Below are 26,722 nucleotides of genomic sequence, written 5' to 3'. Positions count from 1 at the left end.
GGAAAGATATGCTTCAACCAAAGCGTACTAAATTCCGCAAGATGCACAAAGGTCGGATCAAGGGTCTCGCCAAGGGCGGCTCTGATCTGAACTTTGGCACCTACGGCCTGAAAGCTCTTGAGCCTGAGCGTGTAACCGCACGCCAGATCGAAGCTGCACGTCGTGCCATGACGCGTCACATGAAGCGTCAGGGTCGTGTCTGGATCCGCATCTTCCCCGACACTCCGGTCACTGCAAAGCCGATCGAAGTTCGTATGGGTAAAGGTAAAGGTTCGGTCGACCGCTGGGCCTGCAAAGTCAAGCCTGGTCGCGTGATGTTCGAGATCGACGGCGTCAATGACGACATCGCCCGTGAGGCCCTGCGCCTGGCTGCGATGAAGCTGCCGATCAAGACCCGCGTTGTGATCCGCGAAGACTGGTAAGCGATCCGGGGGCAACTCCGCTCGTGACAAGATCGACCCCCGTCGGGACACCGGCGGGGGTTTTCTTTTGGCTCGTCCGCTTTTGATGATGCAGGTCGCGAAAAAAGTCGACCTCAACCCGCGAGGCCCATAGGCTGCCCGGTAGGAATGGGAGGGGCATATGGTGCAGCTACGCAAAAAGATGTTCGTCAAAGAAGTCATAACCACCGACCAGCTGGGCCAGCCATGTGAGCCGATCAGTCGGGTTGCCGCGTTGGCGGTGATACAGAACCCTCGGGCCGGACGCTTCTCGGATGATCTTTCCGAGCTGTTTGAAATCGGAGCCCTTCTGGGCCCTGACCTTGCGGCTGATGCGCTCTCGCAACTGGACGGTGCGCCGGTGTCATATGGCAAGGCAGCGATCATCGGCATGAACGGCGACCTCGAGCAGGGCGGGGCGGTGATCCACCCCAAGCTCGGCGCTCCCATGCGCGCGGCGGTCGGCGGTGGTGAGGCGGTGATCCCCTCGAACGCCAAGCTGGGCGCGCCGGGTTGCGCGATTGATCTGCCGCTGGGGCACAAGGACAATCCGTGGTCGTTCGATCATTTCGACACGATGACGCTAAACGTTCCAGACGCGCCGAAACCGGATGAGATCGTGCTGTGCATCGCCTATGCCGATGGCGGTCGCCCGATCCCGCGCTGTGGCAAAGGGCCCATCAAAAGCTAAGCGTCTGGTCTTGCCGAAAGGGCTGGGGTATTCCCGGCCCATGGCACAGATTGAATCGCTCTTCGTTACCCGTCTATACCGCGCCGCTTTGTCCGAGTTCGATCCCAAGATCGACCCGGAGGAACTGGAAAGCTCTTGCCTTGTCATCGCCGAGGATGATGAGGCCGGGCAGGAATGGTGCGAGGAAAACGGCTATCCCGGCTACACCAGCTATGCCTCTCTGACCGATCTGCCATGGCGGTTCCCGATCTTCGCTGACCTTGTCAAGGCGCTGGACCAGCACGTCGCGGCCTTTGCCAAAGATCTGGCGTTTGATCTGGGCGAGGGAGAGCTTAAGCTGGAAGACCTCTGGATCAATATCCTGCCCGAAGGCGGCATGCATTCCAGCCACCTGCATCCGCACAGCGTGATCTCGGGTACGACCTATGTGGCGATGCCCGAAGGGGCGAGTGCGTTGAAGCTCGAAGATCCGCGTTCTGGCCGTATGATGGCCGCACCGACACGGTTGAAAGGTGGGCGGCGAGATCTGCAGCCGTTCATTTACATGAAGCCTCAGGTGGGCGACGTTCTGCTATGGGAAAGCTGGCTGCGCCACGAGGTGCCGATGAACATGGCCGAGGAAGAGCGGATCAGTGTTAGCTTTAACTACAAGTGGGAGTAACAGCTGTCTTGCAGAGGCTGTGAGTGCTTGCACTCCGGTGTTTTGGGGTGGCTTTTTCGTCCTTTGCTTTTTGAACATGCGCCGCTCTGGTTGGAAGCTGAAAGAAAGCCTGCTTGCAGTTCTGTAGCGATCAAATTTGCATTATTTACCCAGATTCAAAGGTGCAATTTGGGTCCTGGTATTTGTTGCCACGTTTTTTGATTCTTGGACTGCTTTAAATGCATGCTCGGCATAGTGGAAATTTGCGCGCAGACTGATTTCTGATTGGCTTCCAAACTTCCTCTTGCCACCTACACCCCAAACCCCTATAGAGCGGCATCTTGCGATCTCCCGGCCTAGTCGGGCGATTCGTATGTCTATCATTCATCCACCAGGTCAAAGGTGACCCGTATACGGGGCCTTCTGGTGTTTTGAGCAAAGGAAAAAGGCGATGAACGCCCAAGAACTGCGTGACAAGACCCCGGACCAGCTCCGCGAGGAACTGGCCAACCTGAAGAAAGAAAGCTTTAACCTGCGCTTTCAACAGGCAACCGGTCAGCTGGAAAACACAGCCGGCATCAAAGCGGCCCGCCGCAATGCTGCCCGCGTTAAAACCATTCTGAACGAAAAGGCCGCTGCCGCGGCATCGGAGGAGTAATCCTATGCCCAAGCGTATCCTGTCCGGCACCGTAACCAGCGATGCCAATGAACAGACCGTAACCGTTTCCGTCGAGCGCCGCTTTACGCATCCGGTTCTGAAGAAAACCATCCGTAAGTCCAAGAAATACCGGGCTCACGATGAAAAGAACGCCTTCAAGGTCGGTGACTCAGTCCGCATCATCGAATGCGCGCCGAAATCGAAGACGAAACGCTGGGAAGTTCTGGAGGCGTAAGCTTCCGGGATTTTTCCATTTGTCGAAACCCTGGGGGATTTAACAAGACCAGCCCCCACAGGTCGGGAGAAACCACATGATCCAGATGCAGACCAATCTGGATGTCGCTGACAACTCCGGCGCACGCCGAGTTCAGTGCATCAAGGTCCTGGGTGGTTCCAAGCGTAAATACGCCTCCGTTGGCGACATCATTGTTGTCTCGGTGAAGGAAGCCATCCCACGCGGCCGCGTAAAGAAAGGTGACGTCCGTAAGGCCGTCGTCGTACGCACCGCCAAGGAAGTCCGTCGCGAAGACGGCACCGCGATCCGTTTCGATCGCAACGCCGCCGTCATCCTGAACAACAACAACGAGCCAGTCGGTACCCGTATCTTTGGCCCCGTTGTTCGCGAACTGCGCGGCAAGAACTTCATGAAAATCATCTCGCTGGCTCCGGAGGTGCTGTAATCATGGCTGCTAAACTCCGCAAAGGCGACAAGGTCGTCGTGCTGGCCGGCAAGGACAAGGGCAAAGAGGGGACTATCACCTCGGTTGACCCGAAAGCCGGTAAAGCTGTTGTTGATGGCATCAACATCGCCATCCGCCACACCCGTCAGTCGCAAACCTCGCAAGGTGGTCGCCTGCCTCAGGCAAACCCGATCGAGCTGTCGAACCTGGCACTGCTGGACAAAAACGGCAAAGCAACCCGCGTTGGCTTCCGCATGGAAGGCGACAAGAAGGTGCGCTTCGCCAAGACCACAGGGGACGTGATCGATGCTTGATACCGCAACCTACACCCCGCGTCTGAAAGCTCAGTACGCCGAAACCATCCGTGCCGCTCTGAAAGAAGAGTTCGGCTACAAGAACGACATGCAGCTGCCCAAGCTGGAAAAAATCGTTCTGAACATCGGTTGTGGTGCTGAGGCTGTCAAAGATTCGAAAAAAGCGAAAGCTGCTGTCGAGGATCTGACTGCGATTGCTGGCCAGAAGGCCGTTGCAACCAAGGCGAAGAAGTCGATCGCGGGTTTCCGCGTCCGTGAAGACATGCCGCTGGGTGCGAAAGTGACCCTGCGCGGTGACCGGATGTACGAATTCCTGGATCGTTTGATCACTATCGCGATGCCTCGCGTTCGTGACTTCCGCGGTGTTAAGCCGTCTTTCGATGGTCGTGGCAACTTTGCCATGGGCATGAAAGAGCACATCGTGTTCCCGGAAATCGACTTCGACAAGGTCGACGAGGTCTGGGGCCTGGATATCGTAATTGCCACCACAGCGAAAACCGACGCTGAAGCAAAGGCATTGTTGAAAGCGTTCAACATGCCGTTCAACGCGTAAGCGCCGGGAGGATTGAGACATGGCTAAGAAAGCAATGATCGAACGCGAAAAGAAGCGCGAACGCCTGGTGGCCAAATATGCCGCAAAGCGTGCCGAGCTGAAAGAAATCGCGAATGACGAGAGCAAGCCGATGGAAGAGCGTTTCAAAGCGCGTCTGAAACTGGCGAAACTGCCGCGCAACAGCTCGGCAACCCGTCTGCACAACCGTTGTCAGCTGACCGGTCGTCCTCACGCTTACTACCGTAAGCTGAAGGTCAGCCGTATCGCGCTGCGCGAGCTGGGTTCTGCTGGTCAGATCCCCGGCATGGTGAAATCGAGCTGGTAAGGGAGACATAGATATGAATGATCCTATCGGCGATATGCTCACCCGTATCCGCAACGCGCAAATGCGCGGCAAGTCCACCGTTTCCACCCCGGCTTCCAAGCTGCGCGGTTGGGTTCTGGACGTGCTGGCGGACGAAGGTTACATTCGTGGCTACGAAGCGACGACCGGTGAAAACGGTCATCCGGCCATCGAAATCAGCCTGAAATACTACGAAGGCACCCCTGTTATTCGCGAACTGAAGCGGGTCTCAAAACCCGGTCGTCGCGTATACATGGGCGTCAATGACATCCCGCAGGTCCGTCAGGGTCTGGGCGTGTCGATTGTCAGCACTCCGAAAGGTGTGATGTCGGACGCAAACGCTCGCTCCAACAATGTTGGCGGCGAAGTGCTCTGCACCGTCTTCTAAGGAGGTCTGTCAATGTCTCGTATTGGTAAAAAACCGGTCGAGCTGCCCAGCGGCGTTTCCGCCTCTGTGTCGGGTCAGACCATCGAAGTGAAAGGTCCGAAAGGCACCCGTAGCTTCACCGCAACCGATGACGTAACGCTGTCGGTCGAAGACAACGTTGTGCAGATCAACCCTCGTGGGATGTCCAAGCGCGCGCGCCAGCAGTGGGGCATGAGCCGCACTATGGTTGCCAATCTTGTTGAAGGCGTGACAAACGGCTTCAAAAAAGAGCTGGAGATCCAGGGTGTTGGTTACCGGGCTCAGATGCAGGGCAACACCCTGAAGCTGAACCTCGGTTACAGCCACGATGTTGATTTCACTGCTCCGGAAGGTGTCACCATCACCGCGCCGAAGCAGACCGAAATCGTTGTGGAAGGTATCGACCAGCAGCAGGTGGGCGAAGTCGCGGCCAAAATCCGCGAATGGCGCCGTCCCGAGCCGTACAAAGGCAAGGGCATCCGCTATAAGGGCGAGTTCATCTTCCGCAAGGAAGGCAAGAAGAAGTAAGGACGCAAACAATGGCAAACAGCAAAAGAACCCTGTTTCTGAAGCGCCGCCTGCGCGTTCGGAACAAACTTCGCAAGGTCAACGCGGGTCGTCCGCGTCTGTCCGTACACCGTTCGAACAAGAACATCTCTGTTCAGTTGATCGACGACGTACGTGGCGTGACCCTGGCATCTGCCTCGACCCTGGAAAAAGATCTGGGTGTTGTCGGCAAGAACAACGTCGAAGCGGCGACCAAAGTCGGCGCGGCCATCGCAGAGCGTGCCAAGAAGGCAGGCGTCGAAGAGGCCTATTTCGATCGTGGTGGCTTCCTGTTCCACGGCAAGGTGAAGGCAGTTGCCGACGCCGCGCGTGAAGGTGGTCTGAAGATCTAAGACCTGCGGGCGGGTTTCGATCCGCCCCGATGATCCGGGGGCCTCGGCGACAATCGGGGCTCACTTGGATTGAAGAAAACGGCGCCATAAGCGCCACATGAGAAAAGGGATGCCAAATGGCAGAACGTGAAAACCGTCGGGGCCGTGGCCGCGACCGTGAAGAAGCACCGGAATTTGCAGATCGTCTGGTCGCAATTAACCGCGTGTCGAAAACCGTAAAAGGTGGTAAGCGCTTTGGCTTCGCCGCTCTGGTGGTTGTCGGCGATCAGAAAGGCCGCGTCGGCTTTGGCAAAGGTAAAGCGAAAGAAGTACCTGAGGCCATCCGTAAGGCGACCGAGCAAGCCAAGCGTCAGATGATCCGCGTGCAACTACGCGAAGGTCGTACTCTGCACCACGACATCGAGGGCCGTCACGGCGCTGGTAAAGTGGTCATGCGGACCGCACCTGAAGGTACCGGTATCATCGCCGGTGGTCCGATGCGTGCCGTGTTCGAAATGCTGGGCGTCAAGGACGTTGTGTCCAAGTCGCTGGGCTCGCAGAACCCGTACAACATGATCCGCGCCACCATCAACGGCCTGCAGAAAGAGCAGAGCCCGCGTTCGGTTGCCGCACGTCGTGGCAAAAAGGTTGCCGACATCCTGCCCAAGCGGGAAGAAGCACCAGCTGCTGCTGAAGCAGAAGCATAAGGAGAACGACCCATGGCAAAAACCATCGTCGTCAAGCAGATCGGCTCCCCGATCCGCCGCCCCGCCGAACAGCGCGCAACCCTGATCGGTCTGGGCCTGAACAAGATGCACAAAACCCGTGAGCTGGAGGACACTCCTTCTGTCCGCGGCATGGTCAACAAGATCCCGCATCTGGTAGAGATCATCGAAGAACGCGGCTGAGCGCGATTTCTTTGTGGAATAAGAACGCCCCTGACCGGATCGGGGGCGTTTTTTATATTCCGGCCACCTAACCATCGAACTGGTTCTGGGTTTTTCGTATCATCAATCCCATGGGTTGTGCTGAACTGGCGCAGAGACCCGTGAATCCCAAAAGTAACATTGATTTTAAAAAAAAATGACGCAGATTGAGCTCAAGAGCAGTAAATTTCAAAACGGGTTTGGCTATGCGGTGCTGGCCTGTATCTGCATCGTCATCACCGCGGCATACTGGCACGCGCAGAACCTCGGCGGCGGGGATCTGTGGCGCTATGACGAGTTTTATACCCATGACCGAACCCTGGGTTTTGCGGCGTTTCAGGACTGGTTTACAGTTTACAGCCTTGGCAAACCCTCACTCGAAAAGCCGCCCCTGCAATATTGGATGTCCGCGGGACTGATCCAGGCAGGTCTGACCGATCTGATCGCGCTGCGCATACCCTCTCTGATCTTTGCAGCCGGAGCGATGATAGCCACCGCAGCGCTCGCCTATGTTATGTTTCCGCGTCAGGTTTGGCTGATGCCGATCTCGGTGTTGCTGTTGTCCACATCCGATCAATTCTGGCAATATTCAACCTCGGCGATGCTGGATGCGGGTGCGGTTTTTTTTGTAACGCTTGGTGTATTGTCGTTGTTCTTGTCGCTCAAGAACCCACGCTATTGGCCGACATTCCCGATTACAGTTCTTCTGGCGGGTTTGCAGAAGGGTCCGACACCGTTGGGATTTCTGCTGATCGCTCTGATTGGTGTGGCGCTGACCTCGCGGTTCCATGGGGACAAACTGCGAGACATCGCCCGGAATCGACGTTTTCAGTACTCGGTTCTCGCTGCATTTTTCCTTGGGTTCATCTGGCAGATTTTCCAGCATGCAAAATATTGGGGGCAGGATAGGCTCAGCGGGTCGATCGAGGGTGAGATGATCAACCGCTTCATCCCCGAAAACCTGGAGTTCGTGTCTAGAACCATCTCCGGTTTCGACACGCTGATCCTGTATGACGAGCCCGTGATACGGCTGGCTGGTCTGGCAGGTCTACTGATGATTCCGTTCATCTACAGGACATCGGCCTATTTCGCCATGTCCTCGATCGCGGTCCTGTTTGTTTTGATCATGATCCTTGCCCAAGACAGCGTTTATGACCGCTATACACTCACGATTTTGCCTTTGTTGTGCGTCGGCGCGGCGTGGTTGATCTTCTACATCTGCCGACGCCCTGTGATCGGATGCATTGCAGCGGTTCTGGTTGTTGTTGCACTGGGCGGTCCGCTGCGACCGGTCGAGGTTCTGGCGCAATCGAAGTCGCGGGACTACGGCATGCCTATCGCCGAGATCCTTGGGCAATTAAACGACAGCTTTGAATCTGGTGAGACGGCAATCTTCTGCAGGCTCGAAAATCGGAACTTCCCCCGTGGCGCGGTGCACGTTCATGCGCCCAAGGCCGGACCGGGGCAGCATATCTATCTGCGCAGCGTGGACTCGCTTACACGCGACATGCGCAAATACAAGGGTGGGCGGATACGTGGCCTGTGTCTGAAATCTGAGATCGACCTGCTCAGTCCGCATTTCGAGGGTGTAACAACCGAACCTGTGGGCGGCGGATTTCATATTTGGACGGCTTCCCGTTATCGCCAGGCAATCTCCGAATGATAAGGCATAACGGCCAATACATTCGGCACCTGCGCTGTTTGCCTGTGCACCATCTCTTTGCAGGCCGAGATGCCCTCGGATCGTCTGCCCGTGGCGTGAGTACACCTAATCAGCCTACACACCGAAGCACCGCACACGACTAATACCCATGATGATGACGGTTACATTTCATCGGAACGATAGTTTGATTGACACCTATTCTGTGCACGCCTCGGTCAATTCCTGCCAAGTGGATTGAGTGCGCTCCAAGGTCGCCAGACTAATAATTCACTGGGCGAACCGATAAAAAAAGAGATTTCTCGGAACTTCGATAACCTTAGGAAATCAAGCGTTTTTAGCAGAAAACTTTGATGAACACGGTTAATTGTGCACGAAAAACACTCAATGTTAATTGAATATGAACGGTGTGTTCAAATGGTGTTTAATAGCTTTCGGGCAAACTCTCTCTGCAAGTCAGGGTTGAAGACGATTCGACCAAAGAGTCTTTGTTGAGAAAGGACCGAGAAATGGCTGAAACTGCAAACCAAGGTGCAGTTTGTGAAGTAGCTAGTGTAAAAAGTTGTTCAATGTCAAAACTGCACGAAAAAATATTCTCTAACTCGAAGCGGCGCATGTCGGAATTCTGGAACTGCGAGTCTGGCTCTTTCACTGTAGAGGCTATGATCTGGATTCCGATGTTCTTTTTCTTGATGATTTTCGCCTTAAATGTCTCGATGGTTTTTGTGCAGGAATCATTAATTTTGCGCGTTGTCCAAACGGTATCGAGAGAGCACTCACTGGGTCTTTACCGCGACGATGCAGAAGCAGAACTAGATTTATCGAACCAGCTGTCGCACCTGGGTGCCAATGTCACTGTTGATGTGTCAAAATCGTTCAAGATGGCGACTGCATCAGTGCAAGTTCCAGCAGTTGATCTGATGCCAATGCAGTTTTTACGCAATACATTCAGCGGAGTTGAGATCGACGTAACAAGCAACCATCTCGTGGAGTTTTGAGATGAAACTCTCTGACTATCTCGCCAGTTTTTTCCTGAGTGACGAAGACGGATCGGCCACGATTCTGTCTCTGTACTTTTGCATTATATTGCTGGTCTTGGGGGGGTTAGCGATCGATTTCCAAAAGCGCCAAGCCGATAATCAAAGGCTGCAGAACGCGGCGGATTCTTCCGCTCATGCGGCGTTGTTGGCGCGTCAGACCAAGAGTGCCACGGACGCAAGGGCAGAGGGCCTTGCCGTACTGAACAAGATGTTGCCCAGAACAAATATGGATACTGCGGTAAGATCAGCCGATTTCACATTTGGAACTTGGGATTTTGACAAGCGCACTTTTGTATCATCGCCCGTCGCGACCGAAGCCGTGCACGTCTATGCGGGTATGACGCAGGACCGAGGCAATCCAACTCTGAACTTCATTTTGTCTATAATTGGTTTTGACAGCTTTGATGTGGCTAGCGAAGCAATCTATGCCATGAAGCTCAAGCCATGTTCGTATCAAGGTCTCTTGGCTCAAGGGCCCCTTACAGTTGATTCCCAGAACTTCTATGGGCCTGGCTTTTGTATGCATTCCAACCAATATGTCAGTCTGAGGTCGAATAACTATTTCACGCCGGACAACTATGATGCAAATATCATGGGTGCCAAAGTCTCGATGCCTCATGCTGAAGATCTTCGTCTTCCTGATTCAGGCTTTGCGACAAACGCAAACCTTGAACATGCACGGACCGAAGGTTGGTACGATTTTTCCTCACTTAGCCAAATTCCTACGATCATCGACGAATTGAATACAGGCACCAGTGCGTTTACGCCTTCAACCGTTACCGAAGTGGCGGAAGACACGCTTTCTGTAATGGAGATACGCCCTGAAGATATCACTTCCGGAAAGGCCTACAAACATGCATGTTCCGGCGGCACTATTACCTTCAAGTCGGGTACCTATGAGAACTTCTCGATGGTAACCGATTGCAAAATCGAGTTTTCCTCGAACGTTGTGTTGGGGGATGCAACGATTGCCACAACCAACACGTCCGCACAATCTGTCTATTCGCATTCAGGATTACAGATGGGTAAGGATGACGACTGCGCGCCGGGCGGCGAAGCCAGCATTATCAGTATGGGCGGGTTTTATGCCAACGCAAACTTTTCTTCCTATGGTGGAACAGTCTGGACAGAGGGTGACATCTATTTTCATGCCAGAGCCAAGAAGATCGAAGGCATTACCATGAAGTCTTTGGGTTCTATTACCGGCACCTCGGAAGCAGAGATGAGAGTGTGTGATACCACCCCCATTTGGGAAGAATATGCCGAGTATGGGCCGCGTCTCGTAAGATAAAGATACAAGCCCAGGAAAGGATCGCAATTAGGATATTCAGTCTGGGCTCAATCACATTTCGACGGGTGCGAATTGTGTACAGTATTTTCGTAACCAAGCCCTGACATTTAAGCCCTGACATTAAGGTCGCAGAACAATGATGGCAGCTCGCATTGTCTGTAGACGACGGCTAATGCGAACCGGTGCTGTGAGCGCAACAAATGGCAGCCAAAATGCGCAATAAGTATCAAACTCGTCCCGCCATTCAGTTTTTGCATACCGGTTAGACCAAAACGCGCGTTGTTAGCGGTATCGAGCGCGCCTATCTCCCCCTTGTCCAATGAAGGAACAAATCAAGTGACATCGGGGAATACGCCCCGACATTCGAAAGGAATAAAGATATGGCACATACTGCTACACTGACACATGGCGGCTTCAACCTGAGCACCCGTATTGCGAACTTTATCGAGCGCGTAAAAGAAAACCGCGCCCGAGCGACCGAATACAACCGCACCTATACCGAGCTTCAGCGTCTGACCAACCGCGAACTGGATGATATCGGTATTCGTCGCTGCGATATCGCGGATATCGCGCGCGAGCATGCCTACTGCGGGTAACACCCCAACCACTCACCGTTGAAGAGGCGCCAATATGGCGCCTCTTTTGGTATTGGGGATGTGATTGAACAATACTTGCAACTGAGCGTGCAACGCTGTAGAGCGCTCCGGTGGATTTCCATCCACGAGAATCAAAACCAAGAAATGCCGTGGTTGGCCCATCACGCTTCGGGGGTCACATCCGGCTAAGGAGAAGCGATATGAAACTGCACGAATTGCGCGACAACCCAGGCGCCGCACCGAAACGCACCCGCGTTGGCCGTGGTCCCGGTTCCGGCAAAGGTAAAATGGGTGGCCGTGGTATCAAAGGCCAGAAATCCCGTTCGGGTGTGGCCATCAATGGCTACGAAGGCGGCCAGATGCCGCTGTACCAGCGCCTGCCCAAGCGTGGCTTTAACAAGCCGAACCGCAAGGAATTCGCCGTTATCAATCTGGGCCTGATCCAGAAATTCGTCGACGCCGGCAAGCTGGACGCCAAAGCTGCGATCACCGAGGACGCGCTCTTAGCATCCGGTCTGGTTCGTCGCAAGCTGGACGGTGTCCGCGTTCTGGCCAAAGGCGAGATCAGCGCCAAAGTGAACCTGGAAGTAACCGGTGCTTCGAAAGCTGCTGTTGAGGCGGTTGAGAAAGCGGGCGGCTCACTTACGGTCACAAAAGCGGCTGCGGCAGAGTAAGCGCTTGTGAGCGGGTCAAGACCCGCTTACATAGACCACAGAGTTTTCCAAGACGCCGCCCGAGCCGGAAAACGGTTCCGGGCGGTGTTTTCATAAGAGAGACCGATTTATGGTATCAGCAGCAGAACAAATGGCAGCCAACACAAGCTGGGCTGCCCTTGGTAAAGCCACCGATCTGCGCAACCGCATCCTGTTCACGCTTGCATTGCTGATCGTCTATCGTCTGGGCACCTTCATTCCGGTGCCTGGCATTGACGGTGCAGCCCTGCGCGAGTTCATGGAGCAGGCGGGGCAGGGCATCGGCGGCATGATTTCGATGTTCACCGGCGGGGCGCTGGGGCGGATGGGTATCTTTGCCCTCGGCATCATGCCCTACATTTCGGCCTCGATCATCGTACAGCTGCTGACATCGATGGTTCCCGCGCTTGAGCAACTCAAGAAAGAGGGTGAGCAGGGCCGCAAGAAGATCAACCAATACACCCGTTTCGGCACCGTGGCTCTGGCCACCGTTCAGGCTTATGGTCTGGCCGTTTCGCTGGAATCGGGTGATCTGGCCACTGATCCGGGCCTGTTCTTCCGTATGTCGACCATGATCACTCTGGTCGGCGGCACCATGTTCCTGATGTGGCTGGGTGAGCAGATCACTGCACGCGGCATCGGCAACGGTATCTCTCTGATCATCTTCGTCGGCATTATCGCCGAGGTTCCGGCCGCTCTAGCACAGTTCTTTGCCAGTGGACGCAGCGGCGCGATCAGCCCTGCCGTGATCGTTGGTGTAATCATCATGGTCATCGCCGTGATCACCTTTGTGGTGTTCATGGAGCGGGCTCTGCGCAAGATCCACATCCAATACCCGCGCCGTCAGGCCGGTATGAAAGTCTATGAAGGCGGCTCCAGCCATCTGCCAGTCAAAGTGAACCCGGCGGGCGTGATCCCGGCGATCTTTGCAAGCTCGCTGCTGCTGCTGCCGGTAACGATCTCGACCTTCTCGTCGGGTGCCACAAATGGCCCGGTCATGTCGTGGCTGCTGGCGAACTTCGGTCCCGGTCAGCCGCTGTACCTGCTGTTTTTCGCTTCGATGATCGTGTTCTTCGCCTATTTCTACACGTTCAACGTGTCGTTCAAACCCGACGATGTGGCGGACAACCTGAAAAAGCAGAACGGCTTTGTACCCGGCATCCGCCCAGGCAAGAAAACTTCCGAGTATCTGGAATACGTGGTCAACCGCGTTCTGGTTCTGGGTTCGGCCTATCTGGCGGCGGTCTGTCTGTTGCCTGAAATTCTGCGGGGCCAGTTTGCCATTCCGTTCTATTTCGGCGGCACCTCGGTTCTGATTATCGTCTCTGTGACCATGGACACCATCCAACAGGTCCAGAGCCACCTGCTGGCGCATCAATACGAAGGGCTGATTGAAAAGTCCCAACTGCGCGGCAAAGGCAAGAAACGCGGCAGAAAGGGAGCTGCTCGTCGATGAACATCATTCTTCTCGGCCCCCCGGGGGCAGGCAAAGGAACGCAGGCGCGTCACCTGGTTGAAACCCGCGGTATGGTGCAGCTGAGCACCGGAGACATGCTGCGCGAGGCCAAAACCTCGGGCACGGAAATGGGCCAGAAGGTTGCTGCGATCATGGACGCGGGCAAGCTGGTCACCGACGAGATCGTGATCGGCCTGATCGAAGAGAAACTGACCACCGAAAAAGGTGCTGGTTTCATCTTTGACGGCTTCCCTCGGACGCTGGCACAGGCCGATGCCCTATCGGCTCTGCTGACCAAGCTGGGCCAGTCACTGCATACGGTGATCGAGATGCGCGTGGACGATGACGCGCTGGTGGACCGGATCACGGCGCGATCAACCTGCGGCGGATGTGGTGAGGTCTACAACGACAACACCAAGCCGATTCCTGCGGATGGCAAATGCACCAATTGCGGCAAGGAAAATGACTTCGTCCGTCGTGCGGACGACAACGAAGACAGCCTGCGCACGCGCTTGATGGAATACTATAAGAAGACATCTCCGCTGATTGGCTATTACTACGCCAAAGGCGATCTGCGCCCGGTGAATGGGCTGGCGGATATCAAGGAAGTTACCGCTTCGATTGAGGCGGTTCTTGGCTGATATTAATATGGGCTTGACGGCACCGCCAAAAGCCCATATCGACCCCCATCCCTAAGGGGAATCAAGATCGCATGGGGGATTCGTCCCAAATGCCCCGACCACCTCGAATAATACTGGACCCTCTGGCGTCACTGCCACGGTCAAGTGTTGTGAAAAAAGGTTCCGGAGTTACGGAACCGCAACAAAAAGGAAAGTGACACGTGGCACGTATTGCCGGCGTAAACATCCCGACTGCAAAGCGGGTACCAATCGCCCTCACATATATCACTGGTATCGGAAACACTTCGGCCAAAGCTATCTGCGAAGCCGTAGGCATTGAAGCGCACCGTCGCGTCAACGAACTGTCCGACGCCGAAGTTCTGGCCATCCGCGAGCACATCGATGCGAACTTCACCGTTGAGGGTGACCTGCGTCGTGAAGTTCAGATGAACGTCAAGCGTCTGATGGACCTGGGCTGCTATCGCGGTCTGCGTCACCGCCGCAACCTGCCGGTTCGCGGTCAGCGTACCCACACCAATGCTCGTACCCGCAAAGGCCCCGCAAAGGCCATTGCCGGTAAGAAGAAATAAGGGAGGGTCTGACCGATGGCACGCGATAAGACTCGCATCAAGCGCAAAGAGCGCAAGAACATCGCATCGGGCGTTGCCCATGTGAACTCGACCTTCAACAACACCAAGATCCTGATCTCGGACGTACAGGGCAACGCCATTTCGTGGTCGTCTGCCGGTACCATGGGCTTCAAAGGATCGCGGAAATCGACCCCCTACGCCGCTCAGATGGCTGCAGAAGACGCAGGCAAAAAGGCGCAGGACCATGGCGTCAAGACGCTGGAAGTCGAAGTTCAGGGCCCCGGTTCGGGCCGTGAATCGGCTCTGCGCGCGCTGGCTGCAGTGGGCTTCAACATTACGTCGATCCGCGACGTGACACCGATCGCTCACAACGGCTGCCGTCCGCCGAAGCGTCGTCGCGTCTAAGCGATTTTGAATTAGGCTGGGGCCCGTGTTTTTGCACGGCCCCAGCACGTCATTTTGAACCTCGGGCGTCTGCACCTTGTTGGTCATGGGGCGCGGACAGGAATGGAGGGATTACATGATCCATAAGAATTGGGCAGAATTGATCAAGCCGACCCAGCTTGACGGCAAGCCGGGCAACGACCCCGCGCGTCAGGCAACCCTGGTTGCTGAGCCGCTGGAGCGTGGCTTTGGTCTGACTCTGGGCAACGCGCTGCGTCGCGTTCTGATGAGCTCGCTGCAAGGCGCGGCCATCACCAGCGTTCAGATCGACAACGTCCTGCACGAGTTCTCCTCGGTCGCGGGCGTTCGTGAAGACGTCACCGACATCATCCTGAACCTCAAGGGCGTATCCCTGCGCATGGAAGTTGAAGGCCCCAAGCGCCTGTCGATCAATGCCAAAGGCCCTGCCGTTGTCACCGCAGGTGACATCAGCGAAAGCGCCGGCATCGAGGTTCTGAACCGCGATCACGTCATCTGCCACCTCGACGATGGCGCTGATCTGTTCATGGAACTGACCGTCAACACCGGCAAAGGCTACGTCTCGGCTGAGAAGAACAAGCCCGAAGATGCACCAATCGGCCTGATCCCGATCGACGCGATCTATTCGCCGGTCAAAAAGGTTGCCTATGACGTTCAGCCGACCCGCGAAGGTCAGGTTCTGGACTATGACAAGCTGACCCTAAAGATCGACACCGACGGTTCGATCACGCCGGAAGACGCGCTGGCCTTCGCCGCACGCATCCTGCAGGATCAGCTGTCAATCTTCGTCAACTTCGACGAGCCGGAATCGGCTGGCCGCCAGGACGAAGACGATGGTCTGGAGTTCAACCCGCTTCTGCTGAAGAAAGTGGACGAGCTGGAATTGTCTGTCCGTTCGGCAAACTGCCTGAAGAACGACAACATCGTCTATATCGGCGATCTGATCCAGAAAACCGAAGCCGAGATGCTGCGCACCCCGAACTTCGGCCGCAAGTCGCTGAACGAGATCAAGGAAGTGCTGTCCGGCATGGGTCTGCACCTCGGCATGGATGTCGAGGACTGGCCGCCCGACAACATCGAAGATCTGGCGAAGAAATTCGAAGACGCGTTCTAAGCGCGTCTTCCCAAATGCCCGGCCCGAATTGGGACTATCCGGGGACCAAATGGGCACTTCCGCCCCAAGGAGAGCCGGTGACACGCATCGCCGGCCAGACAAAGCAAAACGCGAAAGAAGGAACTAGAAAATGCGTCACGCACGTGGTTACCGCCGCCTGAACCGTACTCATGAGCACCGCAAAGCTCTGTTTGCGAACATGGCTGGCTCGCTCATCGAGCATGAGCAAATCAAAACAACTCTGCCGAAGGCAAAAGAACTGCGCCCGATCATCGAAAAGCTGGTCACTCTGGGCAAGCGCGGCGACCTGCACGCCCGCCGTCAGGCCGCAGCACAGCTAAAAGAAGACAAAGATGTCGCAAAGCTGTTCGAAGTTCTTGGCCCCCGCTATGCCGAACGTCAGGGCGGTTATGTCCGCATCTTGAAAGCGGGTTTCCGCTATGGTGACATGGCTCCGATGGCGATCATCGAATTCGTTGATCGTGACGTCGACGCCAAAGGCGCGGCTGACAAAGCCCGCGTTGCTGCTGAAGAGGCTGCAGACGAATAATAAATTCTGACCATTTGGTCTGAAATAAACCTCCGCTCGGGCAACCGTGCGGAGGTTTTTCCGTTCTGAGGTTCAGATACGGGAATTATCGGCCACGCCTATGCCTGCAGTGTGTCGACTAAGCTAGTCGCGGTCGCACAGTTCATCGGCTCTTGCATTCATGGCGCGGGCTTCGCATATCTTCGATCATTCCTGATTGGAGGTCACATGATCCGCAGTATTCTAGTGATAAGCCTGATGGTGGTGGCTGCGACTGCCTCAGCTGAAACGCGAGTGCCCCAATCACAGGCCGAGATTGGACTGGGTTTTGCCCCGGTAGTTCGGAAAGCTGCCCCGGCAGTGGTAAATATCTATGCCAAGATCATACGGGAAGGTCGAACCAATTCGCTGTTCTCAGACCCGTTCTTTCAGGACTTCTTTGGTCGGGGGTTTGGGGAGCCCCGTCAACGTATTCAGAACTCGCTCGGATCGGGCGTCGTTTTGTCGGAAGACGGCTATGTCGTGTCCAATTATCACGTGGTTGGGACAGCCACAGAGATACGGGTGGTGACCACGGACCGTCGTGAGTATTCGGCCAAGGTTGTGCTGGGCGATAAGGAAAGCGACATTGCCATCCTGCGGCTGGAGGAGGCGGGCGAGCTACCTTTTCTGCATCTGCGCGACTCCGATCATGTAGAAGTAGGTGAACTGGCGCTTGCGATCGGGAACCCGTTTGGGGTCGGGCAAACTGTGTCTTCAGGGATAATCTCAGGATTGGCGCGGACCGGCACGGCGACGGGTAATGCACGTGGATATTTCATCCAAACCGATGCGGCGATCAATCCCGGTAATTCTGGCGGTGCACTGATCGATGTGAATGGGGATTTGATCGGCATCAATACTTCGATTCTGACCCGGTCGGGAGGGTCAAACGGTATTGGATTTGCAATTCCGGCGAATTTGGTGGCGGAATTTCTACGTCAGGCGCGGGCAGGGAATGAAAGCTTCGTCAGCCCTTGGGCCGGTATGGCCGGTCAGCACATGAGCGCGGATATTGCCGAGTCTTTAGGATTGGTCATCCCGATGGGCGTTGTGGTGTCGGACCTTCATGCGCTTAGTCCGCTGGCCGAAGCGGGCTTGCGGGTAGGCGATGTAGTCACGCATGTGGATGGGGATGAGGTGAATTCTCCAGCCGAGATGAAGTTTCGCATGGTGGTTGCCGGGGTGGGCGGCAAATCCGTGCTGACACGGCTAAGGGGTGAGGAGCGTGCTGATATCGAAGTTGCATTGATCCGAGCGCCCGAAACGCCTGCCGCGAACGAGACGACTTTGGGCGAAGATACCGCGCTGCCAGGGCTTACAGTGTCCGGAGTCAATCCGGCGGTCATTGTGCGTCTGGGATTGAAGCTGTCTCAAACAGGTGTTGTTGTCGTCGATCCCGGACAATACGGCGCACGGGCGGGCTTGCGTGCAGGGGATGTGCTTGAGGTTATAAACGGCGGCAAGATTGACGTGCCAGAAGATGTTGTTCAGGTTCTGACCGACCCGGGTCGCCGGGTTCAGGTTCAAATTGAACGCGGTGGGCGGACAATCTCATTGCGGTTCCGGATGTGATCCGTGAATGATCTGTTTGATACAGGGTCGAGCGAACCCACGGCTTCGCCGCACAGACCGCTAGCAGATCGGTTGCGTCCGCAATCCTTATCCGAGGTGATCGGGCAGGAACAAGTGTTGGGCCAGGATGCTCCGTTGGGAGTGATGCTGGCTTCTGGAAGCCTGTCGAGCCTGATCTTTTGGGGGCCTCCGGGCGTAGGTAAGACGACAATTGCCCGGTTGCTCGCGCAGGAAACTGATCTGCATTTCGTACAGATCAGTGCTATCTTTACCGGTGTTCCGGATCTGAAGAAGGTGTTCGAAGCCGCCAAGATCCGCCGCCAGAACGGGCAGGGCACTTTGCTGTTCGTTGACGAAATCCATCGCTTCAACAAAGCGCAACAGGACGGGTTTCTGCCGCATATGGAAGACGGCACGATCCTTCTGGTCGGCGCGACCACTGAAAACCCGTCCTTCGAATTGAACGCAGCGGTGCTCAGCCGATCTCAGGTGCTGGTGCTGGAACGTCTCAGCCTCGCTGATCTTGAACGCTTGACCCAACGGGCCGAGAAAGAGCTGGACCGTGCCTTGCCCCTAACCCCTGCGGCGCGCGAAGCGCTGCAGGAAATGGCGGATGGCGACGGGCGCGCGCTGTTGAACCTGATCGAACAGGTTGCCGCCTGGACCGTGGAAACCGCACTGGATTCTGATGCGCTGTCGACGCGTCTGATGCGGCGGGCAGCGAAATACGACAAATCGGGGGACGAGCACTACAACCTTATTTCGGCCCTGCACAAATCTGTGCGTGGATCGGATCCGGACGCGGCGCTCTATTGGTTCGCGCGGATGCTGACAGGGGGTGAAGACCCGCGCTATCTGGCACGCCGGATCACGCGGATGGCGGTCGAGGATATCGGACTGGCCGATCCGCAGGCGCAATCAATCTGTCTTCATAGCTGGGAAACCTACGAACGGCTGGGCTCGCCCGAGGGCGAATTGGCACTGGCACAAGCGTTGGTGTATCTGGCGCTCGCTCCAAAATCGAACGGGGCTTATGTGGGGTACAAGGCAGCGATGCGGTTGGCAAAACAATCGGGCAGTGAACCGCCGCCCAAACATATTCTTAACGCACCTACATCGCTTATGAAGGATCAGGGGTATGGGGCAGGGTATGCCTATGACCACGATGCCGAAGATGGGTTCTCGGGTCAGAACTATTTCCCGGATGATATGAAACGCCCGGTTCTCTATCAGCCGGTCGAGCGCGGTTTTGAACGAGAACTGAAAAAGCGGTTGGAATACTTTGCCAAACTGAGAACGCAGCGCAATCCGGGCTAGGCTTGACTCTGCACCCGATGCGCGCGACAGACGCGCATGATTTCTAAGGCACTGAAACCAGCACAATCCGGGCGGATTAGCCGTGCGGAAAAAGGGGCAATGGCATGAGCGGCGTACAGGTGATCACCGTAGCAGAGGGCGATGGCGACCAGCGGTTGGATCGGTGGCTGCGCCGGCTGTTTCCTCATGTCAGCCAGGGTCGGATCGAGAAGATGTGTCGCAAGGGTGAGCTGCGCGTTGATGGCGGGCGGGTCAAAGCCGCGACTCGATTGGAGGTCGGGCAGTCCGTGCGTGTGCCCCCGCTACCGGATGCGGACCATAAGCCGGCAGTCGTAAAGCACCGTGTATCGGACGCCGACGCAAAGATGATCCAGTCTTGCGTGATCTATAAGGACGATCACGTGCTGGCGCTGAACAAACCACATGGGCTGCCGGTGCAGGGCGGAAGCGGTCAGACGCGCCATGTGGACAGCCTGTCAGAAGCGTTGCGCTTTGGGTACGATGAGAACCCGCGCCTTGTGCATCGGTTGGATAAGGACACATCTGGGGTGCTGTTGATGGCCCGCACGCGCGAAGCCGCCAAGGGGCTGACCGCAGCGTTCCGGCATCGCAACACCCAAAAGATTTATTGGGCGCTCGTTGCAGGGGTGCCGACGCCATATCTGGGTGAGATCAAGACCGGTCTGGTCAAGGCTCCGGGGCATGGCAAACAGGGCGAAGGCGAGAAGATGATCGCTGTTCATCCGAGCGAAGTGAACGATACGCCTGGCGCAAAACGCGCGCATACGCTCTATGCCACGCTCTACCGTGTGGCGGGCCGGGCCGCATGGGTTGCAATGGAGCCGGTAACCGGTCGGACACATCAACTGCGTGCGCATATGGCAGCGATCGGCCACCCTATCATCGGAGATGGAAAATACGGTGGCTCGGGGCAGGAAAACCTCGGCGATGGTTGGGGGGCTCAGCTGGGCGGCATCATCAGCAAGAAACTTCACCTGCACGCCCGCGGTCTGTCATTTGAGCATCCGGAAACACGAAAACCCATCACGATCACAGCCCGATTGCCAGACCACATGAAGCACAGTTGGGATACGCTCGGCTGGACCGAGGATTTGGCATCCGACGATCCGTTCGAGCAGCTGCGATGAGTGCGCCCTTACGGCTGGTTTTGTTCGACGTGGATGGCACGCTTGTCGACAGTCAGGGCGCCATCGTGTCGGCGATGACTGCCAGCTTTCAGGCGCAGTCTTTGCCAGTGCCGAGCCGAAACGCAATCCTGTCCATCGTTGGCTTGTCTCTGCCCCATGCGATGGCACGTCTTGCGTCGGATCAGTCAGATCTGGTGCAGAACGCGCTGGTTGATGGCTACAAACAGGCCTATCACGCGCAACGGTTAGAGCAGGGCGCAGCCAGCTCTCCGCTTTATCCAGGCGCTCGGGAAGTAATTCAGGCACTCCATGATATGCCCGAGGTGCTGCTGGGGGTTGCGACCGGGAAATCCAAGCGCGGACTGGATGCGCTGTTAGAGGCGCATGGGTTGGAGCAATATTTCATCACTCGGCAGGTGGCCGATCATCACCCGTCAAAACCGCATCCATCGATGATCGAAACGGCGCTGGCTGAAACCGGCGTGGGGGCCGCTCATTCGGTCATGGTAGGCGATACAAGTTTTGACATGGAAATGGCTGCTGCCGCGCAGGTCGCAGGGATCGGAGTAAGCTGGGGATACCATGATCGATCAGCCCTGAGCGCTGCCCAATACGTGATCGAAAGCTTCGAAGAATTGCCAGTTACACTGGCCAACATCTGGGACTGAAAAATATGAGCGACTGGAAACCAAAACGCTTCTGGACCTCGGGCGCGGTCGTTGAGATCGACAACGGTTACACGGTTGAGTTGGATGGTCGTCGTGTCAAGACACCGGCAAAAGCTGCGCTGGTCCTTCCCACGCATGCCATGGCGCAGGCCATTGCGGATGAATGGGACGCGCAGGAAAAAGAGATCGATCCCACCACGATGCCTTTCACCCGTTCGGCCAACGCGGCGATCGACAAGGTGCAGCATCAGCATGGTGAGGTTGCTGATATGCTGGCAGATTATGGCGATTCGGATTTGTTGTGCTATCGGGCGACGCACCCCGAGGCTTTGCAGAACCGGCAGGCAAATGATTGGGACCCTGCTTTGGATTGGGCTGCCGACGCGCTGGGCGCACGATTAATTTCGCGCGTGGGCGTGGTGCATCAACCGCAAGACACAGAAACGCTGCAAACGTTGCGCGACCGGGTGCATGCGCTCAATGCCTTTCAGTTGGCGGCGTTTCACGATCTTGTCAGTCTGTCCGGATCATTGATTCTTGGATTTGCTGCGGCTTTGGATTGGCGAGCGCCAGATGAGATCTGGTATATTTCCCGATTGGATGAGCTGTGGCAGATCGAACAGTGGGGTCATGATGACGAGGCACACGCTGCAGCCGAAGTAAAAAAAGCAGCGTTTTTGCATGCCAAGCGTTTCTTCGACATCTCGATCTGAGACTTTTTGAGCTCAAATCGTGATTTTGCGCCCCTTTTTGCCCAAATTGATCAATCGTTTTCCCTGATCCAGCCCTTGACGTTTGTTGATGAATACGCCCAAACTCGGGCCACTAAAGGGGAGACACCTTTTGGGTAACCTTTCTGGCGCGTATAGTGCCGGATCGAACCGTCCCATAAAGGGATGGAAAATCAGGAAGAGGTAAAAATGAAAAAATCCGTAATCTTGGGCATGGCAACCATTGCCGGCCTGGCTGCTGGCGCAGCTGCGGCGGGGACTGTTGACGATGTCAAAGCACGCGGCAAGCTGAACTGCGGTGTGACCACCGGTCTGGTCGGCTTTGCTGCACCCGACGCGAATGGCGAATGGCAGGGCTTTGACGTCTCACTGTGCCGTGCTGTTGCAGCCGCTGTACTGGGCGATGCAAGCGCTGTTGAATTTGTTCCGACCACCGGCAAGACTCGCTTTACCGCGCTGGCTTCGGGTGAGATCGACATGCTGGCTCGTAACACCACTTGGACATTCAGCCGCGACGTAGACCTGAAGTTCGAATTCGTCGGCGTGAACTACTACGACGGTCAGGGCTTTATGGTTCCCAAAGCGCTGGGCGTAAGCTCGGCCAAGGAACTGGACGGCGCAACCGTGTGCATCCAGACCGGCACCACAACCGAGCTGAACCTGGCGGACTTCTTCCGCTCGAACAACATCAGCTATGAGCCGGTTCCGATCGAAACCAACGCCGAAGCACAGCAGCAGTATCTGGCTGGCGCATGTGACGTTTACACCACCGACGCATCGGGCCTGGCTGCTACTCGCGCCACGTTCGAAAACCCTGGTGACCACGTCCTGCTGCCCGAAATCATCTCGAAAGAGCCTCTGGGCCCGCTGGTCCGTCACGGCGATCACGAGTGGGGCGACGTTGTCCGCTGGACTCTGAACGCTCTGGTTTCGGCTGAAGAGCTGGGCGTGACCTCGGCCAATATCGATGAGCTGAGCGCCGGCGCAGGTGACAACCCCGAAGTGAACCGTCTGCTGGGTACCGAAGGTACTCTGGGCGAAATGCTGGGTCTGGACGCTGACTGGGCCGCCAAGGCGATTAAAGCTGGTGGTAACTATGGCGAAGTCTTCGCCAAGAACATCGGTGAAGAAACTCCGATTGGTCTGGCTCGCGGCCTGAACGCACAGTGGACCGAAGGTGGCCTGCTGTATTCGCCGCCGTTCCGCTAAAATCCATTGGAAAGGGCGCAGGGCAACCTGCGCCCTTTTCTCATCAGAATGCTACGAGTTGCTCAAGAGTGGGGAGAACCCCGCCGACAATGAAGCGCTCGAAAAGCACGGGGATTCCTAAATATGTCAACTATGACTGACCCGCCGAAAGCTGACTTTCGGTTGTCTATGCTCATAAACGACACCCGCTATCGCTCACTGACATTTCAGGTGATTGCGGCCGTCGTTATTGCGCTTTCCATCTGGTATCTTGGCAACAACCTGATCCAGAACCTCAGGGCCGCTGGCCTCAACATTTCCTACACATTTCTGGGCGACCCTTCGGGGTACGACATTAACCAGCGTTTGATTGAATATGACAGCCAGTCTTCGCATGGGCGCGCCGCTATTGTTGGAATTCTCAATACGCTGCTTGTCGCTGTTCTGGCCTGTGTTACCGCCACGGTGTTTGGTGTGATAGCGGGCGTATTGCGCCTGTCGAATAACTGGCTCGTGTCAAAGTTGATGGCCGTCTATGTCGAGATCTTCCGGAACATCCCGGTCCTGATCTGGATCATCATCATCTTCACCATCATGACAGCAGTATTGCCAGGGCCCAGAGCCTTCCGCGGCGATAACCCAACATCCAGCATGTTGTTTGACTTGTTCGCTTTCACCAACCGTGGTGTCTATATCCCGCGTCCGGAATTCGCCAATGGCTTGTTCAGCGCCACAATTCTGAATTGGGTTGTGGTGATCGTGTTTTTGGTCGGTTCTTGGTTTGCGTCTCGCGAAATTGAAAAACGCGCCACGCTGAAGCAGGAACAAACTGGTGAGCGCCCGAAAACCGGCCTTGTGAAACTGGCCGTTTGGCTGGTGCCTTTTGCGCTGCTGATGGCGGTGATGGGTCTGACTTGGAACATTCCCGAGCTGAAGGGCTTTAACTTCAGCGGTGGTATCAAAATCGGTGGCCCGCTGATCGCTTTGTGGTTTGCCTTGTCGATTTATACCGGTGCCTTCATCGCGGAAAACGTTCGCGCGGGTATTCAGGCGATCTCGAAAGGTCAAACCGAAGCTGCAGCTGCACTGGGTTTGCGCCCGGGGCGGATCATGAATCTGGTGATCCTGCCGCAAGCGCTGCGGGTGATCATCCCGCCGCTGATTTCGCAGTATCTAAACATCACCAAGAACTCGTCGCTGGCGATTGCCGTGGGCTATGCGGATATCACTGCAACGTTGGGTGGCATCACGCTGAACCAGACCGGTCGTGCGATCGAGTGTGTTCTGTTGCTGATGCTGTTCTATCTGACCGCTTCGCTGCTGATCTCAATGGTGATGAACGTCTACAACGCATCCGTCAAGTTGAAGGAGCGCTGAGCCATGGCTGATCAAACAACAAACCCGATCGCCTTTGTGGCCGATGGCACCATTCCTCCGTCGCCACCACCAGCGAACCAGACGGGTATTGTGAAGTGGTTGCGAGAGAATCTTTTCTCTGGCGCAACCAATACAATCCTGACTGTCCTGTCGCTGATGTTGATCTATGTGCTTCTGAAGAACACGTTGCCATGGATCCTGAATGGAGTGTGGAACGCGAACTCGCTTGCGGAATGCCGAGAGATTCTCGCCGGTAAAACAGGTGCGTGTTTCGCGGTTCTGACCGAACGCTGGCCTCAGCTTATCTACGGGTTCAAATACCCCACCGATGCGTATTGGCGGCCTAATCTGGCATTCGTACTGATGCTTGCGGCGGTTGCACCGGTCCTGTTCTTCGACCTACCGCGCAAACTACTGATCTTTACAGCCCTCTATCCCTTTATTGCCTTCTGGCTGATATGGGGTGGCACGATCTTGGTACCTTTTGTTGCCCTACTTGGCTGCGTTGCTGCGGGTGCTGTCTTTCAGAAGCTCGGGAAGAACAGTTTTGCCGCTGGATTCTTCGGGGCCATTATCGTTGCCTTGATCGTCTGGAAGCTTGGCGGTGCTTTGATCCCAGAGGACGCGTCCGAAGGGGCATGGCTTTCAGCTGTTCCCAGCCGCGATCTAGGTGGCTTCATGCTCAACATGATGCTGGGCTTGGCCTGCGTTTCGTTGTCGGTCCCGTTGGGGATTGCACTTGCGCTGGGCCGTCAGTCGAACATGCCGTTGATCAAGTGGGTCTGCGTTATCTTCATCGAATTTATACGCGGTGTGCCTCTGATCACACTGCTGTTTGTGGCTTCGGTGATGCTGTCGTATTTCTTCCCGCCTGACAGCACGGTCGACTTGTTCCTGCGCGTTGTGATCATGATCACCATGTTCTCGGCCGCCTATATTGCCGAGGTGATCCGCGGTGGTCTGGCAGCGCTTCCACGTGGACAGTACGAAGCAGCAGACAGTCTTGGTTTGGATTACCCGCAGGCGATGCGGCTTATCATCCTGCCGCAGGCATTGAAGATATCGATCCCCGGTATCGTGAACGTGGCCGTGGGCTTGTTCAAGGACACCACACTGGTTTCGGTCATCTCAATGTTCGATCTGGTGGGCATGATCCGGGGTCCCATCCTGGCGTCGACCGAATGGAACGGCGTCTATTGGGAGCTTCTGGGCTTTGCCGCGCTTCTGTTCTTCGTCGTCTGCTACGGCATCTCTCAATATTCCCAGTGGCTCGAGCGTCGCCTTGCCACGGATCATCATTAAGGAGTTCAACATATGTCTGAACTTGCAATTGACCGCGAAATCGACCGCACCAAGATGCAGGTGAGCGACGAGGTCGCCATCGAAATCAACAACATGAACAAGTGGTACGGATCCTTCCACGTACTGCGCGATATCAATCTGACCGTCAATCAAGGCGAGCGGATCGTGATCGCGGGGCCGTCCGGGTCGGGTAAGTCCACCCTGATCCGCTGCTTGAACGCGCTGGAAGAGCACCAGCAAGGCACGATTGTCGTGGATGGGACGGAACTGTCGAATGACCTCAAGAACATCGACAAGATCCGGTCCGAGGTTGGCATGGTGTTCCAGCACTTCAACCTGTTCCCGCATTTGACCATTCTGGAAAACTGTACGCTGGCCCCGATCTGGGTGCGCAAGACGCCCAAGAAAGAGGCCGAAGAGCGCGCGATGCATTTCCTGGAAAAGGTGAAAATCCCGGATCAGGCGCTGAAATATCCCGGCCAGCTTTCGGGTGGTCAGCAGCAGCGTGTGGCGATTGCCCGCTCGCTCTGCATGATGCCGCGGATCATGTTGTTTGATGAACCGACATCGGCGTTGGACCCCGAGATGATCAAAGAAGTGCTCGACACCATGATCGAACTGGCCGAGGAAGGCATGACCATGCTGTGTGTGACCCACGAGATGGGTTTTGCACGTCAGGTTGCCAACCGTGTGATCTTTATGGACGCAGGCCAGATCGTGGAACAGAACGAACCGGAAGAGTTCTTCAACAACCCTCAGAGCGAACGGACCAAACTGTTCCTAAGCCAAATTCTGGGTCATTGAACCGAGACCGGAAGATCTGAAAGGCGGGGTTTA

Annotated in this window: 34 protein-coding genes; all 34 read left to right on the top strand. The window is 56.0% G+C overall.

The features are described from left to right. Positions 1 to 8 precede the first annotated feature (8 nt). The 34 genes from rplP (at position 9) to ACR3EJ_RS00470 (ending at position 26,689) form a co-directional block, all read left to right on the top strand. Entirely contained in the window at positions 9 to 422 is a 414-nt protein-coding gene (rplP, locus tag ACR3EJ_RS00635) for a 50S ribosomal protein L16 (RefSeq protein ID WP_010437070.1), read from the top strand. Positions 423 to 582: 160 nt separating this feature from the next. Then, positions 583 to 1,131 (top strand): amino acid synthesis family protein, encoded by a 549-nt coding sequence (locus ACR3EJ_RS00630; RefSeq protein ID WP_170544320.1) that lies wholly within the window; start codon positions 583 to 585, stop codon positions 1,129 to 1,131. Positions 1,132 to 1,171: 40 nt separating this feature from the next. Further along, entirely contained in the window at positions 1,172 to 1,792 is a 621-nt protein-coding gene (locus tag ACR3EJ_RS00625; RefSeq protein ID WP_170544318.1) for a 2OG-Fe(II) oxygenase family protein, read from the top strand. 430 nt (positions 1,793 to 2,222) lie between these two features. Then, the gene (gene rpmC / locus ACR3EJ_RS00620) at positions 2,223 to 2,429 is read left to right on the top strand and encodes a 50S ribosomal protein L29 (RefSeq protein WP_010437082.1); all 207 of its coding nucleotides are present in this window, start codon (positions 2,223 to 2,225) and stop codon (positions 2,427 to 2,429) included. Positions 2,430 to 2,433: 4 nt separating this feature from the next. Further along, complete coding sequence (gene rpsQ, locus ACR3EJ_RS00615; RefSeq protein WP_170351678.1) at positions 2,434 to 2,664, top strand: 30S ribosomal protein S17; 231 nt, start codon at positions 2,434 to 2,436, stop codon at positions 2,662 to 2,664. Between the two features lie 76 nt (positions 2,665 to 2,740). Then, positions 2,741 to 3,109, top strand: a complete 369-nt coding sequence (gene rplN / locus ACR3EJ_RS00610; protein WP_008757934.1) for a 50S ribosomal protein L14 — start codon at positions 2,741 to 2,743, stop codon at positions 3,107 to 3,109. Between the two features lie 2 nt (positions 3,110 to 3,111). Next, the gene (gene rplX / locus ACR3EJ_RS00605) at positions 3,112 to 3,423 is read left to right on the top strand and encodes a 50S ribosomal protein L24 (protein WP_010437096.1); all 312 of its coding nucleotides are present in this window, start codon (positions 3,112 to 3,114) and stop codon (positions 3,421 to 3,423) included. Then, on the top strand, positions 3,416 to 3,976 hold the full coding sequence (rplE, locus tag ACR3EJ_RS00600; protein WP_170544316.1) for a 50S ribosomal protein L5: 561 nt from the start codon (positions 3,416 to 3,418) through the stop codon (positions 3,974 to 3,976). The genes rplX and rplE overlap by 8 nt, the downstream gene beginning before the upstream one ends. A gap of 19 nt (positions 3,977 to 3,995) precedes the next feature. Then, positions 3,996 to 4,301: a 30S ribosomal protein S14 gene (rpsN, locus tag ACR3EJ_RS00595; protein ID WP_010437098.1), complete on the top strand. Its 306-nt coding sequence runs from the start codon at positions 3,996 to 3,998 to the stop codon at positions 4,299 to 4,301. Positions 4,302 to 4,314: 13 nt separating this feature from the next. Beyond that, positions 4,315 to 4,707, top strand: coding sequence for a 30S ribosomal protein S8 (rpsH, locus tag ACR3EJ_RS00590; RefSeq protein WP_010437099.1), 393 nt, complete (start codon positions 4,315 to 4,317; stop codon positions 4,705 to 4,707). Between the two features lie 12 nt (positions 4,708 to 4,719). Next, entirely contained in the window at positions 4,720 to 5,253 is a 534-nt protein-coding gene (gene rplF / locus ACR3EJ_RS00585) for a 50S ribosomal protein L6 (protein WP_010437101.1), read from the top strand. A gap of 11 nt (positions 5,254 to 5,264) precedes the next feature. Further along, positions 5,265 to 5,624 (top strand): 50S ribosomal protein L18, encoded by a 360-nt coding sequence (rplR, locus tag ACR3EJ_RS00580; protein WP_010437103.1) that lies wholly within the window; start codon positions 5,265 to 5,267, stop codon positions 5,622 to 5,624. 116 nt (positions 5,625 to 5,740) lie between these two features. Further along, the gene (gene rpsE / locus ACR3EJ_RS00575; protein WP_010437107.1) at positions 5,741 to 6,310 is read left to right on the top strand and encodes a 30S ribosomal protein S5; all 570 of its coding nucleotides are present in this window, start codon (positions 5,741 to 5,743) and stop codon (positions 6,308 to 6,310) included. A 12-nt stretch (positions 6,311 to 6,322) separates the two neighbouring features. Further along, positions 6,323 to 6,511 carry a 50S ribosomal protein L30 gene (gene rpmD / locus ACR3EJ_RS00570; RefSeq protein WP_008757946.1) on the top strand — a complete coding sequence of 63 codons (189 nt, stop codon included), beginning with the start codon at positions 6,323 to 6,325 and terminating at the stop codon, positions 6,509 to 6,511. Between the two features lie 175 nt (positions 6,512 to 6,686). Further along, complete coding sequence (locus tag ACR3EJ_RS00565) at positions 6,687 to 8,192, top strand: glycosyltransferase family protein (RefSeq protein WP_170703704.1); 1,506 nt, start codon at positions 6,687 to 6,689, stop codon at positions 8,190 to 8,192. Positions 8,193 to 8,698: 506 nt separating this feature from the next. Beyond that, the gene (locus ACR3EJ_RS00560) at positions 8,699 to 9,187 is read left to right on the top strand and encodes a hypothetical protein (protein WP_170478247.1); all 489 of its coding nucleotides are present in this window, start codon (positions 8,699 to 8,701) and stop codon (positions 9,185 to 9,187) included. Between the two features lies 1 nt (position 9,188). Continuing rightward, positions 9,189 to 10,520, top strand: a complete 1,332-nt coding sequence (locus ACR3EJ_RS00555; RefSeq protein WP_480422442.1) for a TadE/TadG family type IV pilus assembly protein — start codon at positions 9,189 to 9,191, stop codon at positions 10,518 to 10,520. Positions 10,521 to 10,900: 380 nt separating this feature from the next. Then, complete coding sequence (locus ACR3EJ_RS00550) at positions 10,901 to 11,116, top strand: DUF1127 domain-containing protein (RefSeq protein WP_010437116.1); 216 nt, start codon at positions 10,901 to 10,903, stop codon at positions 11,114 to 11,116. Positions 11,117 to 11,316: 200 nt separating this feature from the next. Continuing rightward, positions 11,317 to 11,790 (top strand): 50S ribosomal protein L15, encoded by a 474-nt coding sequence (gene rplO / locus ACR3EJ_RS00545; RefSeq protein ID WP_170544309.1) that lies wholly within the window; start codon positions 11,317 to 11,319, stop codon positions 11,788 to 11,790. Between the two features lie 109 nt (positions 11,791 to 11,899). Beyond that, positions 11,900 to 13,264, top strand: coding sequence for a preprotein translocase subunit SecY (gene secY, locus ACR3EJ_RS00540; protein WP_010437121.1), 1,365 nt, complete (start codon positions 11,900 to 11,902; stop codon positions 13,262 to 13,264). Beyond that, positions 13,261 to 13,905 carry an adenylate kinase gene (locus ACR3EJ_RS00535; RefSeq protein ID WP_170424551.1) on the top strand — a complete coding sequence of 215 codons (645 nt, stop codon included), beginning with the start codon at positions 13,261 to 13,263 and terminating at the stop codon, positions 13,903 to 13,905. The genes secY and ACR3EJ_RS00535 overlap by 4 nt, the downstream gene beginning before the upstream one ends. 200 nt (positions 13,906 to 14,105) lie before the next feature. Then, the gene (gene rpsM / locus ACR3EJ_RS00530; protein WP_008757392.1) at positions 14,106 to 14,474 is read left to right on the top strand and encodes a 30S ribosomal protein S13; all 369 of its coding nucleotides are present in this window, start codon (positions 14,106 to 14,108) and stop codon (positions 14,472 to 14,474) included. A 15-nt stretch (positions 14,475 to 14,489) separates the two neighbouring features. Beyond that, a complete protein-coding gene (rpsK, locus tag ACR3EJ_RS00525; RefSeq protein WP_010437126.1) occupies positions 14,490 to 14,879 on the top strand; it encodes a 30S ribosomal protein S11 in 390 nt (129 codons plus the stop codon). Positions 14,880 to 14,994: 115 nt separating this feature from the next. Further along, on the top strand, positions 14,995 to 16,011 hold the full coding sequence (locus ACR3EJ_RS00520; protein WP_010437127.1) for a DNA-directed RNA polymerase subunit alpha: 1,017 nt from the start codon (positions 14,995 to 14,997) through the stop codon (positions 16,009 to 16,011). 130 nt (positions 16,012 to 16,141) lie between these two features. Then, positions 16,142 to 16,561, top strand: a complete 420-nt coding sequence (gene rplQ / locus ACR3EJ_RS00515) for a 50S ribosomal protein L17 (RefSeq protein ID WP_170478231.1) — start codon at positions 16,142 to 16,144, stop codon at positions 16,559 to 16,561. 207 nt (positions 16,562 to 16,768) lie between these two features. Continuing rightward, positions 16,769 to 18,154, top strand: a complete 1,386-nt coding sequence (locus ACR3EJ_RS00510) for a trypsin-like peptidase domain-containing protein (protein ID WP_170478227.1) — start codon at positions 16,769 to 16,771, stop codon at positions 18,152 to 18,154. Positions 18,155 to 18,157: 3 nt separating this feature from the next. Continuing rightward, positions 18,158 to 19,471 (top strand): replication-associated recombination protein A, encoded by a 1,314-nt coding sequence (locus ACR3EJ_RS00505; RefSeq protein WP_170544307.1) that lies wholly within the window; start codon positions 18,158 to 18,160, stop codon positions 19,469 to 19,471. 104 nt (positions 19,472 to 19,575) lie between these two features. Further along, positions 19,576 to 20,619, top strand: a complete 1,044-nt coding sequence (locus ACR3EJ_RS00500; RefSeq protein WP_170544305.1) for an RluA family pseudouridine synthase — start codon at positions 19,576 to 19,578, stop codon at positions 20,617 to 20,619. Beyond that, a complete protein-coding gene (locus ACR3EJ_RS00495) occupies positions 20,616 to 21,287 on the top strand; it encodes an HAD-IA family hydrolase (RefSeq protein ID WP_170544303.1) in 672 nt (223 codons plus the stop codon). Before ACR3EJ_RS00500 ends, ACR3EJ_RS00495 begins: the two co-directional genes overlap by 4 nt. Before the next feature lie 5 nt (positions 21,288 to 21,292). Further along, positions 21,293 to 22,000, top strand: coding sequence for an ATP12 family protein (locus ACR3EJ_RS00490; RefSeq protein WP_170544302.1), 708 nt, complete (start codon positions 21,293 to 21,295; stop codon positions 21,998 to 22,000). A 207-nt stretch (positions 22,001 to 22,207) separates the two neighbouring features. Continuing rightward, entirely contained in the window at positions 22,208 to 23,227 is a 1,020-nt protein-coding gene (locus ACR3EJ_RS00485; protein ID WP_010437135.1) for an amino acid ABC transporter substrate-binding protein, read from the top strand. Between the two features lie 123 nt (positions 23,228 to 23,350). Further along, the gene (locus ACR3EJ_RS00480) at positions 23,351 to 24,583 is read left to right on the top strand and encodes an amino acid ABC transporter permease (RefSeq protein WP_170478212.1); all 1,233 of its coding nucleotides are present in this window, start codon (positions 23,351 to 23,353) and stop codon (positions 24,581 to 24,583) included. Between the two features lie 3 nt (positions 24,584 to 24,586). After that, a complete protein-coding gene (locus ACR3EJ_RS00475) occupies positions 24,587 to 25,885 on the top strand; it encodes an amino acid ABC transporter permease (protein WP_170544300.1) in 1,299 nt (432 codons plus the stop codon). Positions 25,886 to 25,897: 12 nt separating this feature from the next. After that, positions 25,898 to 26,689: an amino acid ABC transporter ATP-binding protein gene (locus ACR3EJ_RS00470; protein WP_029621560.1), complete on the top strand. Its 792-nt coding sequence runs from the start codon at positions 25,898 to 25,900 to the stop codon at positions 26,687 to 26,689. Positions 26,690 to 26,722 lie beyond the last annotated feature (33 nt).

The organism is Ruegeria sp. AB11, assembly GCF_056536325.1.
Note: the sequence above shows the minus strand (reverse complement) of the source record. Positions and strands in the feature narration are given on the sequence as shown.